Annotated in this window: 11 protein-coding genes and 13 tRNA genes; 4 read left to right on the top strand and 20 right to left on the bottom strand. The window is 41.1% G+C overall.

Annotation, left to right across the window (positions count from 1 at the left end; all coding sequences use genetic code 11):
* Nucleotides 1-65: 65 nt before the first annotated feature.
* The 3 genes from OA91_RS21045 (at nucleotide 66) to OA91_RS21035 (ending at nucleotide 3,480) form a co-directional block, all read left to right on the top strand.
* Nucleotides 66-1,355 carry a TRAP transporter large permease gene (locus tag OA91_RS21045; protein WP_063339721.1) on the top strand — a complete coding sequence of 430 codons (1,290 nt, stop codon included), beginning with the start codon at nucleotides 66-68 and terminating at the stop codon, nucleotides 1,353-1,355.
* Nucleotides 1,356-1,452: 97 nt separating this feature from the next.
* Nucleotides 1,453-2,826: a cache domain-containing protein gene (locus OA91_RS21040; RefSeq protein WP_063339720.1), complete on the top strand. Its 1,374-nt coding sequence runs from the start codon at nucleotides 1,453-1,455 to the stop codon at nucleotides 2,824-2,826.
* 33 nt (nucleotides 2,827-2,859) lie between these two features.
* Entirely contained in the window at nucleotides 2,860-3,480 is a 621-nt protein-coding gene (locus OA91_RS21035; protein WP_046019190.1) for a response regulator transcription factor, read from the top strand.
* Between the two features lie 195 nt (nucleotides 3,481-3,675).
* Here the strand turns inward: OA91_RS21035 and OA91_RS21030 are convergent.
* From OA91_RS21030 to thrS, 20 genes are all read right to left on the bottom strand, one after another.
* Nucleotides 3,676-3,752: transfer RNA gene (locus OA91_RS21030), tRNA-Asp, on the bottom strand.
* 43 nt (nucleotides 3,753-3,795) lie between these two features.
* A tRNA-Val gene (locus OA91_RS21025) sits at nucleotides 3,796-3,871 on the bottom strand.
* A 61-nt stretch (nucleotides 3,872-3,932) separates the two neighbouring features.
* Nucleotides 3,933-4,009 (bottom strand) — tRNA-Asp (locus OA91_RS21020).
* Nucleotides 4,010-4,041: 32 nt separating this feature from the next.
* Nucleotides 4,042-4,117: transfer RNA gene (locus OA91_RS21015), tRNA-Val, on the bottom strand.
* A gap of 61 nt (nucleotides 4,118-4,178) precedes the next feature.
* Nucleotides 4,179-4,255, bottom strand: a tRNA-Asp gene (locus OA91_RS21010).
* A gap of 32 nt (nucleotides 4,256-4,287) precedes the next feature.
* Nucleotides 4,288-4,363, bottom strand: a tRNA-Val gene (locus OA91_RS21005).
* A 61-nt stretch (nucleotides 4,364-4,424) separates the two neighbouring features.
* A tRNA-Asp gene (locus OA91_RS21000) sits at nucleotides 4,425-4,501 on the bottom strand.
* 32 nt (nucleotides 4,502-4,533) lie between these two features.
* A tRNA-Val gene (locus tag OA91_RS20995) sits at nucleotides 4,534-4,609 on the bottom strand.
* Between the two features lie 26 nt (nucleotides 4,610-4,635).
* Nucleotides 4,636-4,711 (bottom strand) — tRNA-Thr (locus tag OA91_RS20990).
* Nucleotides 4,712-4,738: 27 nt separating this feature from the next.
* Nucleotides 4,739-4,814: transfer RNA gene (locus tag OA91_RS20985), tRNA-Thr, on the bottom strand.
* 33 nt (nucleotides 4,815-4,847) lie between these two features.
* Nucleotides 4,848-4,923 (bottom strand) — tRNA-Thr (locus OA91_RS20980).
* Between the two features lie 52 nt (nucleotides 4,924-4,975).
* Nucleotides 4,976-5,051: transfer RNA gene (locus OA91_RS20975), tRNA-Thr, on the bottom strand.
* A 12-nt stretch (nucleotides 5,052-5,063) separates the two neighbouring features.
* Nucleotides 5,064-5,140: transfer RNA gene (locus tag OA91_RS20970), tRNA-Pro, on the bottom strand.
* A gap of 176 nt (nucleotides 5,141-5,316) precedes the next feature.
* Entirely contained in the window at nucleotides 5,317-5,613 is a 297-nt protein-coding gene (locus OA91_RS20965; protein WP_046019823.1) for an integration host factor subunit alpha, read from the bottom strand.
* Nucleotides 5,614-5,617: 4 nt separating this feature from the next.
* On the bottom strand, nucleotides 5,618-8,002 hold the full coding sequence (gene pheT, locus OA91_RS20960; RefSeq protein ID WP_063339719.1) for a phenylalanine--tRNA ligase subunit beta: 2,385 nt from the start codon (nucleotides 8,000-8,002) through the stop codon (nucleotides 5,618-5,620).
* A 22-nt stretch (nucleotides 8,003-8,024) separates the two neighbouring features.
* Entirely contained in the window at nucleotides 8,025-9,020 is a 996-nt protein-coding gene (pheS, locus tag OA91_RS20955; protein ID WP_046019825.1) for a phenylalanine--tRNA ligase subunit alpha, read from the bottom strand.
* Nucleotides 9,021-9,177: 157 nt separating this feature from the next.
* On the bottom strand, nucleotides 9,178-9,534 hold the full coding sequence (rplT, locus tag OA91_RS20950) for a 50S ribosomal protein L20 (RefSeq protein WP_009836158.1): 357 nt from the start codon (nucleotides 9,532-9,534) through the stop codon (nucleotides 9,178-9,180).
* Nucleotides 9,535-9,576: 42 nt separating this feature from the next.
* Entirely contained in the window at nucleotides 9,577-9,771 is a 195-nt protein-coding gene (gene rpmI, locus OA91_RS20945; protein ID WP_009836159.1) for a 50S ribosomal protein L35, read from the bottom strand.
* 69 nt (nucleotides 9,772-9,840) lie between these two features.
* Nucleotides 9,841-10,374, bottom strand: coding sequence for a translation initiation factor IF-3 (gene infC / locus OA91_RS20940; RefSeq protein ID WP_009836160.1), 534 nt, complete (start codon nucleotides 10,372-10,374; stop codon nucleotides 9,841-9,843).
* Nucleotides 10,375-10,400: 26 nt separating this feature from the next.
* Complete coding sequence (gene thrS, locus OA91_RS20935) at nucleotides 10,401-12,320, bottom strand: threonine--tRNA ligase (protein WP_063339718.1); 1,920 nt, start codon at nucleotides 12,318-12,320, stop codon at nucleotides 10,401-10,403.
* 247 nt (nucleotides 12,321-12,567) lie between these two features.
* On the opposite strand from thrS, the gene OA91_RS20930 reads away from it, so the two are divergent.
* Nucleotides 12,568-13,200 carry an O-methyltransferase gene (locus tag OA91_RS20930; protein WP_063339759.1) on the top strand — a complete coding sequence of 211 codons (633 nt, stop codon included), beginning with the start codon at nucleotides 12,568-12,570 and terminating at the stop codon, nucleotides 13,198-13,200.
* Nucleotides 13,201-13,246 lie beyond the last annotated feature (46 nt).

The raw sequence follows: 13,246 nt of genomic DNA, 5'->3' as shown, positions 1-13,246 counted from the left end.
CTGCATTACTGCATTACTGCATTACAGATAAATATAGATAATAAGCAAAAGATTAGGTAAGAAGTATGATAGGTATAATAATGTTTTTCGTAGCATTGGTAATGCTACTCTTTGGATTTCCGGTTGCCTTTACTTTTGGCGGCATAGCTTTAATTTTTGGTGTTTTTGCTGAAGGTTTTGATATGTTCGCCTTCATGCCTTTCCGTATACAAAGCTATATGGAAAACACTGTTATGATGGCAGTACCTCTTTTTGTCTTCATGGGGATAGTGCTACAAAAAACCCAGCTTGCTGAGCAGCTATTAGAAGCAATGGGTAAATTATTTGGTGGTGTACGTGGCGGTTTAGCAATTTCAACCATCTTAGTAGGCGCTTTACTTGCTGCATCAACAGGCGTAGTAGGAGCCAGTGTTGTTGCAATGGGATTAATTTCCCTACCAGTAATGCTTAAATATAAATATAACAAGTCTTTAGCATGCGGCACTATCTGTGCGTCAGGCACACTAGGTCAAATCATCCCTCCTTCGATTATTTTAATCATTTTAGGTGATGTCCTGGGTATTCCTGTGGGTGACTTATTCCAGGCTGCAATTGCACCAGGCATGATCTTAATTGGTTGCTACATTGTTTATATTTTAGTTACTACCTTTTTAAACCCTGAATCAGCACCTGCAATTCCTTATAACGAAGAAGATGGTACGCGTAGCCAACAGATTGTTGCTGCTTTAAAAGCAATTGTACCGCCTCTGACACTTGTACTTGTTGTATTAGGCTCAATTTTCACGGGTATTGCAACACCAACTGAGTCCTCTGCTTTAGGCGGAGTTGGCGCATTGATCCTAGCTATCCTATATAGGAAGTTCAATCTTAAAATGCTGTTTGACTCAAGCTTAGAAACAGTAAAAGTGACAGCTATGGTATTCGCTATATTAATGGGCGCCACAGCCTTTTCTATGGCATTTAGCTACACTGGTGGTGACTATATTGTTGAAGAAGCATTACTATCTTTACCTGGTGAAAAGTGGGGCTTCATTATCCTTTCTATGGTCGCGATTTTGATTCTTGGCTTCTTCATCGACTTCGTAGAAATCGCCTTTATCATAGTGCCAATTTTAGCACCTGTTGCTGAAACACTAGGCATCAATATGATTTGGTTTGCGGTATTAATCGCAATGAACTTACAAACTTCTTTCTTAACACCACCCTTTGGTTTTAGTCTCTTCTATCTAAAAGGTGTTGCACCCAAATCAATTACAACCATGGATATATATAAGGGCGTACTACCCTTCATAGCAATTCAGGTATTAGTACTCATTAGCATCATTCTATTCCCTGACTTTTATGGCATGGGATAGCTAAATGATTTAAGATCAAAACAAGGCTGCCCATTTAATGGGCGGCCTTTTCAAGTTGGAGGGATCCAAAATAAAAATAATAAATAAGGCAAAGTTCGTGAACTTAAAAGTTAAGATTTTATTTTTGACTGTGGTCCCCCTATTGTGTGCAACCGCAATTATTACCTACCTTGGCCTCACATCAGCCAAAGAACTTGCACGCGAAGAACTCAGAATTTATGAAAACAACCTCATTAAGGTAAAAAAAGAAGCCTTAAAAGACCAGGTTGACCTCGCTTTCTCGGCCATTCAAAGCACGTTAGAAAATCCAAATTTGGATGAAGAAAGCGCTAAAGAACAAGTTAAACAAATTCTTGATAAATTAACCTATGGTGATGAAGGGTACTTTTTTGCCTACACCCAAGATGGAACTAACCTGGTCCACCCTATTCAACCAAATTTTGTTGGCCAAAACCTTTGGAGTTTTGAAGATTCATCCGGTAATTTATTAATCCAGCATTTACTCAAAGCTGCAGCCAAAGATGGCGGTGGATTTCATCGTTATATCTGGGAAAAGCCAAGCAGCATGCGTCAAGAGGAGAAACTAAGCTATGTATCTCAAATTGAGCGCTGGAATTGGATGTTTGGCACTGGCCTCTATTTAGATGACATTTATGCTGAACTAGCTAAAGCGGATGCCACAATTAATGAAAATATTAGAGAAAGTTTTTTCACTGTCCTAGCCATCATTGCGGCAACCATTATTTTAGTTATTCTACTAAGCTTGGCCATCAATTTGCACGAGCACAAATTAGCAGATGATCGCCTTAAAGCCTTAGTAAAACGCTTTGTCAGACTACAAGTGAGTGAAAGACGAAAATTCTCACGAGATTTACACGACGGCATCAATCAATTATTAGTTTCTTGTAAATTTCGTATTGAGTTAGCGAAAAATACTCTAATCAAGGCTCACGATACAAATAAAGTTGAGGCTCATTTAGATACAGCTGAAGAAGTAATCACTCAAAGCATCCAAGAAATAAGACAAATAAGCCATAACCTACGTCCAACAGCACTAGATGATCTAGGTTTAAAAACCGCTCTCAACTCACTTCTTGATCAGTTTGAAGAAAGAACCAACATTAAAGTTAAGAAATTTATTCAGTTTGATGAAAACAGTGTATCTGACGAAGCCGAAATAACACTTTATCGCCTCGCTCAAGAATGCCTCTCTAATATCGAAAAACATGCGCAAGCTAACAAAGTATCCTTTCACCTTTCTCTCTTTAATCAAAGAATAGAGTTTGAATGTATCGATAACGGCATTGGTTTTAACCAAAACAAACAAGCGATTAAAACAAGACGACAAGGCATTGGCCTTATCAATATGAAAGAGCGCATTGAACTGATTGGGGGGGACTATAATTGCAGATCTCAACCTAAACGCGGCACTAAAATTACAGCAACTCTTGAAAGTAATATCTTAAAATAAAAACAAAAAACTAAATTCTGAGGGATACACAGCATGTCTTCGATAAATGTACTTCTCGTTGATGACCACATACTCGTTTTAGACGGCCTTAGAGCAAGATTAGAGCTAGAAAACAACATTAAGGTACTTGGAACTGCTAATAATGGGTTAGAAGCCCTAGAGCAGTCTAAAAAGCTAAAACCTGATGTTGTATTAATGGATGTTTCTATGCCTGTACTTAATGGAATAGAAGCAGCAAAACGGTTTCAGTCAGAGCAGCCTGATATAAAGATCCTTATGTTAAGCATGCATCAGGACAAAGAATACATTTTATCGCTCATTCAAGCAGGCGCAAGCGGCTATGTATTAAAAGATGTACCTGCAGCTGAGCTTGTTCTTGCTATTGAAACTGTCATGAGAGGCGGCAGTTATTTTAGCTCTGGTGCATCTCAAGCTCTTTTTCATGGCCAAGAAGATACAAAAGAAGAACTAACAAAGCGTGAACTTGCTGTGTTGAAAGAGTTAGCGATAGGTGCTGCCAATAAAACAATCGCGAAAAATTTAAACATAAGTGTAAGAACGGTAGAGACACACAGACAAAATCTAAAAAATAAATTAGGCATTCACTCAGCAGCAGGCCTCACAAAATATGCTATTGAAAACAAATTAATCTAACGAAGCTGTAAAAGCTAAACTTTCAATTATTAATCCGCACTCTTTAGCTGCTAGATTTTTACCATTAAAACGGCAGCTCTTCTCTAGAAACGTAAATAGCATGAAAAAATAAAAAATATTTTTTCGAAGAAAAATAATATCTATAAATGGTATTTGATGAGATTAAATTAGAAGAACCTTAGGAAGGAATGATAATGGCGGAACAGACGAGACTCGAACTCGCGACCCCCTGCGTGACAGGCAGGTATTCTAACCAACTGAACTACTGCTCCGTTATCATTTTTACTGTTTAACCACTGTATTTCCAAAAGGAAGTGGTGGGTGTGGAGAGGTTCGAACTCCCGACATTCGCCTTGTAAGGGCGACGCTCTCCCAACTGAGCTACACACCCGTGCTTTTTAAATCTTACGATTTAAAGGGTATTCATCTATCTTCTACTAGGTAGAGGAAAGTGGCGGAACAGACGAGACTCGAACTCGCGACCCCCTGCGTGACAGGCAGGTATTCTAACCAACTGAACTACTGCTCCATTTTTCATGTTCTTTAACCACTTCATGTAAGTGGTGGGTGTGGAGAGGTTCGAACTCCCGACATTCGCCTTGTAAGGGCGACGCTCTCCCAACTGAGCTACACACCCGTGCTTTTTAAATCTTACGATTTAAAGGGTATTCATCTATCTTCTACTAGGTAGAGGAAAGTGGCGGAACAGACGAGACTCGAACTCGCGACCCCCTGCGTGACAGGCAGGTATTCTAACCAACTGAACTACTGCTCCATTTTTCATGTTCTTTAACCACTTCATGTAAGTGGTGGGTGTGGAGAGGTTCGAACTCCCGACATTCGCCTTGTAAGGGCGACGCTCTCCCAACTGAGCTACACACCCGTGCTTTTTAAATCTTACGATTTAAAGGGTATTCATCTATCTTCTACTAGGTAGAGGAAAGTGGCGGAACAGACGAGACTCGAACTCGCGACCCCCTGCGTGACAGGCAGGTATTCTAACCAACTGAACTACTGCTCCATTTTTCATGTTCTTTAACCACTTCATGTAAGTGGTGGGTGTGGAGAGGTTCGAACTCCCGACATTCGCCTTGTAAGGGCGACGCTCTCCCAACTGAGCTACACACCCGTCATCAAAGATGATGGTAATAATTATGGTGCCGGCACCAAGAGTCGAACTCGGGACCCCCTGATTACAAGTCAGGTGCTCTACCAACTGAGCTATACCGGCATAACAATTATTAAATTCGTTTATTTATGGTGCCGGCACCAAGAGTCGAACTCGGGACCCCCTGATTACAAGTCAGGTGCTCTACCAACTGAGCTATACCGGCATTACCAATATTACTTTTCACAACCACTTTAAATGGTGCCGGCACCAAGAGTCGAACTCGGGACCCCCTGATTACAAGTCAGGTGCTCTACCAACTGAGCTATACCGGCATTGCTAAAGTAACTAAACTAATAAGCTTTCACTTATTACCTACCAAAAATATGGTGCCGGCACCAAGAGTCGAACTCGGGACCCCCTGATTACAAGTCAGGTGCTCTACCAACTGAGCTATACCGGCTTTTCATTTTTCTGGTCGGGACGGCAGGATTTGAACCTGCGACCACTAACACCCCATGCTAGTGCGCTACCAGGCTGCGCTACGCCCCGTTAACCACTTACAACACAGAACCTCAGTGAGATGCCCTGTCGTTGTGAGCGGGGCGTATATTACTATAAGGAATTAAAAAGGGAAGGCTTTTTTTCATTTTTTTGAAATTAATATTAATATTGATTATAAAAACAACAAAACCAGCATATGCTGGCTTTGTTATTGATATAAAAGACTATTCTTGCATGTAATTCTCAACTTTGGACTTTAATTTCTGTCCTGGTCGAAAGGTCACTACCGTCCTAGCTGTAATCGGTATTTCTTCACCTGTCTTAGGGTTTCGCCCAGGGCGTTGACTCTTTTCCCTCACTTCGAAGTTTCCGAAGCCAGAAAGTTTCACTTGCTCACCCTGTATAAGCGTTTCTCTAACAACATCAAAAAAACTTTCAACCAAGTCTTTCGAATCTTTCTTAGATAGCCCTACTTCATCTACTAAGTTTTCTGCAATATCCGCTTTTGTCAACGCACCCATAGAATTACCCCCTAACAACAACTCCAAGCTGACTTTCTAAAGCCACTAAGATTTGCTCAACAGATTTGTTTATTTCTTCATCACTAAGAGTGTGCGAAGGATGTTGCCACGTCAAGCCTAATGCGACACTTTTTTTCGTATCATCAATACCTTGGCCTTGGTAAACATCAAAAACAGAGACCTCTTTGAAAGCCTCTCCACCCTCTTCCATGATAATTTTTTGCAAACTTGCGACAGGTGTTTCTCTATCCGCAAGCAAGGCAAAATCACGACGCACTTCAGGGAATTTAGAGATCACCTTGTAAACAGGTAACTTGCCCGTTAACACGGCATCTAAGTTCAGATCAAAAAGGTAAACAGTTTGATTACAACCTAACGACTTAGCAAATTGCGGATGCAACTCACCAAACACACCCACCTCTTCACCTGCTATGATAACTTTAGCTGATCTACCTGGATGTAAATAGACGACATCAGCTCGCTCGTAAGACGGCATATCACCATCATTTAAAGCAAACAATGCCTCTATATGTGACTTCACATCATAGAAGTCAACCTTATCACTATTGTGGTACCAAGCTTCTGGCTCACGAGAACCAGCAATCAAGCCTGCTAAGCGCTCTTGTTGATCAAGCTGCTCTAAAGCATCAACACTCCCAATAAAGCGACGACCTGTCTCAAACATACGGACACGGCTTTGCTGGCGGTTTTGATTGTGCAAATAAGCTTTCATCAAACCTGGAATTAAACTTGGACGCATAACCCCCATTTCAGCAGAAATTGGATTCTCTAACGGTACAGGCTCAACATCAGGTACAAACTTTAAGCTAGATTCCTTATCAATGAAGCTATAAGTAATCGCTTCTTGGTAGCCTTGAGCAACCAAGGTCGCTCGCATTGTTTGAATGCTCGTTTGCGCTTCTGCAGCTGGAGTAAAGTTTACAGCTGCTGTCGGCATATTTGCTGGAATATTTTCATACCCATAAATACGCGCAACCTCTTCGATCAAATCAGCTTCAATCGCTATATCAAATCGATGGCTAGGCGCACGAGTTACCCAACGCTCATCGGTCACTTCAACCATATCCAAATCAAGTCGTGTCAAAATATCAGTTACTTGATCTTTTGCGATAGTTACAGCTAAATATTGATCTAACTTAGCACGACGAAGCGTTACTTCATTTGCTCTAGGCAAATCATCTTGGCTTACTTGCTCAGTCACTGGTGCAACCTGACCGCCAGCAATCTCAACAATCAAAGATGTCGCACGTTCAATTGCTTTATTTTGAAGCTGAGCATCCACACCACGCTCAAAACGATGCGAGCTATCCGTATGAAGACCGTAAGAGCGCGCTTTACCAGCCAATGAAATAGGCGCAAAGAATGCAGACTCCAAAAAGATGTCTTTAGTCTCTTCACTGACACCAGAGCCTTCACCCCCCATGATACCAGCCATTGCTAATGGTTTGGACTTATCTGCAATAACCAAAGTATCAGCTCTTAAGCTAATTTCTTGACCATCTAACAAAGTAAGTTTTTCACCTTCGTCCGCCATACGAACAATGATGGACTCAGAAAGCTGACTCAAATCAAATGCATGCATCGGCTGCCCCAATTCCAACATTACGTAGTTAGTAATATCGACAATTGGATCTATTGAGCGAACACCACTACGACGTAACTTTTCAGTTAACCAAAGAGGAGATTCCGCCTTAACATTAACGCCTTTAATAACGCGCCCAAGATAGCGAGGACAAGCTTGTGGTGCCTGCACATCAACTGCAAAAGTATCTTTAATTTGTACTTCTGCCGGCACAATTTCAACCGGCGTTAAATCTACTTGGTTTAGTACACCAACCTCACGCGCTAAACCATGAATACTCAAACAGTCACTACGGTTTGGCGTCAAATCAACATCAACAATAGCATCGTTTAAGTCTAGGTATTCACGGAAATCACTTCCTACTGGTGCAGACTCTGCTAACTCCAACAAACCATCAGAATCATCACTCAAACCCAACTCAGATGCTGCACATAGCATTCCGAAAGATTCTACTTGACGTAATTTTGCTTTTTTGATTTTAAAGTCTGGCCCAAGTACCGCTCCAACCTTCGCAAAAGGAATCTTTATCCCTTCACGTGCATTTGGTGCACCACAGACAACTTGAAAGGTTTCTGTACCATCAGTCACTTGACACACTTTCAATTTATCAGCGTTTGGATGTTTCTCGGCAGACAAAATTTGCCCAACAACAACACCTGTAAATTCTTCTGCTACTGCACAAACTTCATCTACTTCCAAACCAGCCATAGTAATTTGACTAACCAGTTCATCCGTTCCGATAGCAGGATTGACCCATTCTCTTAGCCAATTTTCACTAAATTTCATATCTTTTATCCTGAGTCTTTAATTATTTGAACTGTTTAAGGAAGCGCAAATCGTTTTCAAAGAACATACGTAAATCATCAACACGGTATCTCAGCATAGCAAATCGCTCTACGCCCATACCGAATGCAAAGCCAGTATATTTCTCAGAATCTATTCCAGACATTTCCAATACTTTAGGATGCACCATTCCACACCCAAGCACCTCTAGCCAAGACCCTTCACCTTTACTATTAATGCGCCAGATATCCACTTCAATAGATGGCTCAGTGAAAGGAAAATAACTAGGTCGGAAACGCGTTTTAACATCATCTTCAAAGAAGACATTTAAGAACTGCTGCAATACACCTTTCAAATCGGCGAAAGAAATATTTTCATCTATCAACAAACCTTCTACCTGATGAAACATAGGTGTATGTGTTTGGTCAGAGTCACAACGATACACACGACCAGGACAGACAATGCGAATAGGTGGCTGAGTTTGTTCCATAGTACGAACTTGCACTGGCGATGTATGCGTACGTAATACAGTGTTAGCATTAAAGTAGAAAGTATCCTGCATAGCACGCGCTGGATGGTGCTCTGGAATATTTAATGCTTCAAAGTTGTGGTAATCATCTTCAATCTCAGGACCAGCTGCGACATCAAAACCAATACCACGAAAAAAGTTCTCAATGCGCTCTTGCGTACGTGTAACAGGATGCAGACCACCCACTTCTTGACCTTTACCAGACAAGGTAATATCAATCGTTTCGGTTGCTAATTTTGCATTTAAAGCTTCTGTCGCTAAGATTTCTTTACGCTTAGCAATTTCAACCTGAACCTGACCTTTGGCCTCATTTACAAGCTGACCGAATTTTGGACGGTCTTCAGCGGATACATTCGCAAGCTGTTTAAGTAAAGCGGTTAATGCGCCCTTTTTCCCTAAATAACGTACACGAATCTCATCCAGTGCAGATTCGCTATCAGATGCGCTGACTGCGGCAAGAGCATCAGCCAGTATCTGCTTAAGGTTTTCCATTTTTTAACTCCCAAAAATAAAATAGGGGAAGAGCATAGCTCTTCCCCTATCAAAGACTGCATTGAGATAACCTTAAATTCTGCGTCACCCTTCTAACAATATAACTTGTTAAATATGACACCGACAAAAGATCACCTCTAAAGTGCTACGTCTAAAATTAAGCCAAGCTAGCTTTCGCTTTTTCAACGATAGCCGCAAAAACTTCTTTTTCGTACACAGCAAGATCAGCCAATACTTTACGGTCGATTTCAATTGCAGCTTTTTTCAAGCCAGCAATGAAACGGCTGTAAGACATGCCATTGATACGTGCAGCAGCATTAATACGAGCAATCCATAGAGCACGGAATTGACGCTTACGCTGACGACGGTCACGGTACGCATATTGACCTGCTTTGATAACCGCTTGTTTCGCTACGCGAAACACACGACTACGTGCACCATAGTAACCTTTTGCTTGCTTTAAAATCTTCTTATGACGGCGACGAGCCTGAACACCACGTTTTACGCGAGGCATAATATAAACCTTTTACTAATTAAAATTGATTAAAAAAAACTATTAAATGTAAGGACACATACGAGTGATCAATGGAGCATCACTTGCAGCCACTTGGTTCAAAGAACGCAGGTGACGTTTACGTTTAGTAGACTTCTTAGTCAAAATATGACTAGTATGAGACTGCTTATGTTTAAAGCCGTTCGCTGTACGTTGGAAGCGCTTAGACGCGCCACTGTGTGATTTAATTTTTGGCATGATAACACCACTCTCGCATTCGTTAATGTTAATGTAATTATTGGCCCCTTATTACTAAGAGGCGTTTAATTACTTCTTCTTTTTAGGGGCCAGCACCATAGTCAATTGACGACCTTCCATTTTCGCAGCTTGTTCAACTACACCATATTCACCTAAGTCTTCAGCGACACGGTGCATAAGTTGCATGCCAAGCTCCTGATGGGCCATTTCACGGCCACGATATCTTAGAGATACCTTAGCCTTATCCCCTCCTTCAAGGAAACGTATCAGGTTGCGGAGTTTTACCTGATAATCCCCTTCCTCCGTCCCTGGACGGAATTTAATTTCTTTTACTTGGATCTGCTTTGCATTTTTCTTTTGAGCAGCTTTCGCTTTCTTTTGCTCAAAAATATGCTTTCCGTAGTCCATAACTTTACAAACAACTGGATCAGAGTCAGCAATTTGCACTAGGTCAAGCTTCTCTGCTTCCGCTGCTGCTAGCGCTTCTGCAATCGAAACGACACCAACTTGATCACCATTAGAAGCGATCAAACGCACTTCAGTTGCTTGAATATTCTCGTTGATTTCTGGACGCTGCTTACTCGCTTGACGTCCACGATTCATATTACCTTTTATAGCTCTATCTCCAATTATTGTTTACGACTACGGCGGGCAACTTCAGCATGAAGCATTTCCTCAAAATCCGTAATACTCATGACACCGAGATCATCACCAGTACGGGTACGAACAGCAACTTGTTGTTGTTCGACTTCTTTATCCCCTACTACGATCAGATACGGCACTCGTTGTAGAGTGTGCTCGCGAATTTTAAACCCGATCTTCTCGTTTCTCAAGTCAGTTTTAGCTCTTAAGCCATTAGAATTAAATCTTTTTACCAAATCTTCGCAATATTCCGACTGTCGGTCGGTAATATTCATCACCACAACCTGTTCTGGTGATAACCATGCAGGCAGAGACCCTTCGGTTTCTTCAATCAAAATACCGATAAAACGCTCCAACGAACCTAAAATAGCTCGGTGCAACATTACTGGCGTTTGACGTGTTCCATCTTCAGAAACAAACTGAGCGCTCAATCGTGACGGCATAGAGAAATCACATTGGATAGTACCACACTGCCAAACACGACCAATGGCATCTTTTAGAGAGAACTCAATTTTTGGCCCGTAGAAAGCACCCTCACCTGGTAACTCTTCCCAATCAAGATCGGCTGCATTTAGAGCTTCTGCTAAAGCTTTTTCTGATTTATCCCAGACCTCGTCAGAACCCACTCTCTGCTCTGGTCGAGTCGAAAGGCGATATATAATATCAGTAAAGCCAAAGTCATCATAGATTTCATGCAAAAGCCCAATAAAAGCGGACACTTCTTCTTGAATCTGATCTTCCATTACGAAAATATGACCATCATCTTGAACAAAGTTACGTACACGCATAATGCCATGCAATGATCCTGATGGTTCATTCCTATGACAAGAGCCAAACTCAGCCAAGCGTAGTGGTAAATCACGGTAACTTTTCAGCCCTTGATTATACACCTGAACATGACAAGGACAGTTCATTGGTTTAATCGCATAATCACGGTTTTCTGCATGAGTAGTGAACATGCCACTACTAAACTTACCCCAGTGACCAGACTTCTCCCACAATACTCTATCTACAATTTGTGGCGTCTTAATTTCTTGATAACCATTTTCGCGTTGTTTATCACGAATATACTGCTCAATAGCTTGATATAAACTCCAGCCTTTATGATGCCAGAACACCATACCAGGTGCTTCTTCTTGCATATGGAAAAGATCTAACTTTTTACCTAGCTTACGGTGATCACGTTTTTCGGCTTCTTCTAAACGATGCAAATGCCCTTTAAGCTCTTTTTTATCATTCCAAGCAGTACCGTATATACGTTGAAGCATTGCATTATTTGAATCGCCGCGCCAATAAGCGCCAGCAAGCTTCATTAATTTAAAGTGACGTAATACGCGGGTATTCGGTACGTGTGGTCCACGACACATATCTGTGTATTCTTCATGATGATAAAGACCGACTTCAGAAATAGATTCATCAAGCCCATCAATCAATTCAACCTTATAATCTTCTTCACGTTCAACAAACAAAGCTCTTGCTTCTGCAACAGGTGTCATACGTTTATTAACGTCATAATCTGTTTTAATCAGTTCGCCGATACGTTTTTCAACTGCTGCCATATCTTCAAGCGTCAAAGAACGCTCGTAATCAATGTCATAGTAAAAACCATTTTCAATGGTTGGTCCTATTGCCATTTTAGCAGTTGGAAAAAGTTGTTTGACTGCGTGTCCAACAAGGTGAGCAAAAGAGTGACGAATAATCTCAAGACCATCCTCATCTTTCCCTGTCACTATACTTAAATTTGCATCTTGATTAATTAGCTCGCATGCATCAACTAGCTCACCATTGATTCGCCCTGCTACGGTCGCTTTCGCTAAACCAGGACCAATATCTTGAGCTACTTGCATTACAGTGACTGAATCTTCGAAAACGCGTTGACTACCGTCAGGTAAAGTTATTACTGGCATTTTATTCCCCTATCGAGGTCAGTGGTGCTCGATACCAAAGAGCACATGGAAATTGAGCCAAGTAACCTAACATTTTCAAGCTAAAGATGCGACTCAATTATGTGAATCATTTTGTGTTTTTCAAGACTTTTAAAATTAGTCTTAAATCATTCTGTTTTTATCTTGTTTGAGCATGGACTTTATTTTTTTCCAAGGTAAAATTGCGCTCCGTTTCACAACAATCTCTAACAAATTCCTTAAAGGCACTATGGAACTTAATTTACTTGAAAATTACTGCATTGAGACAACTCAAGCAGAACCTGACTTATTGCTTGAGCTCATCGAGAAAACTTATTCAGACATGGGCTACCCAAATAAGTTATCAGGTAAAACCATAGGCCGTACTCTCAAACTTCTAACCAGTTTGATGAAACCAAAGAAAGCGCTAGAGATTGGTATGTTTACTGGCTATTCTGCACTATCAATAGCTGAAGGCATGCCTGAAGATGGAAAGCTTGTTTGTTGTGAGACCAATCCCAGAGCAATTGACTTTGCTCAATCCTTTTTTGATCGCAGTCCACATGGACACAAGATCACTCCTATTTTTGGACCAGCTCTAGATACCATTGCATCATTTGAAGCTGAAGCTAATTACGATTTTGTCTTTATCGACGCTGACAAACGTAATTACCTTAACTACTATGAATCGGTGGTGCCATTAGTTAGGTCTGGCGGACTTATTGTAATCGATAACTCAGTTTGGCAAGGACGAGTACTTCAACCTGAGGAAAACAGCGATCACGCTGTCGTTGCAATGAACCAACGCATACTTGAAGATGAACGGGTAGAAAACGTTCACTTGAATATCCGAGATGGGTTAAATCTCGTTTTAAAAAAATAACCCCTACTTAATTTAAAGTCCACACACCTGCCACCGCCATTAGCTT

This window comes from Marinomonas sp. SBI8L, assembly GCF_001624705.1.
Classification (GTDB): Bacteria; Pseudomonadota; Gammaproteobacteria; order Pseudomonadales; family Marinomonadaceae; genus Marinomonas.
This window is presented reverse-complemented; position numbering and strand designations above follow the sequence as displayed.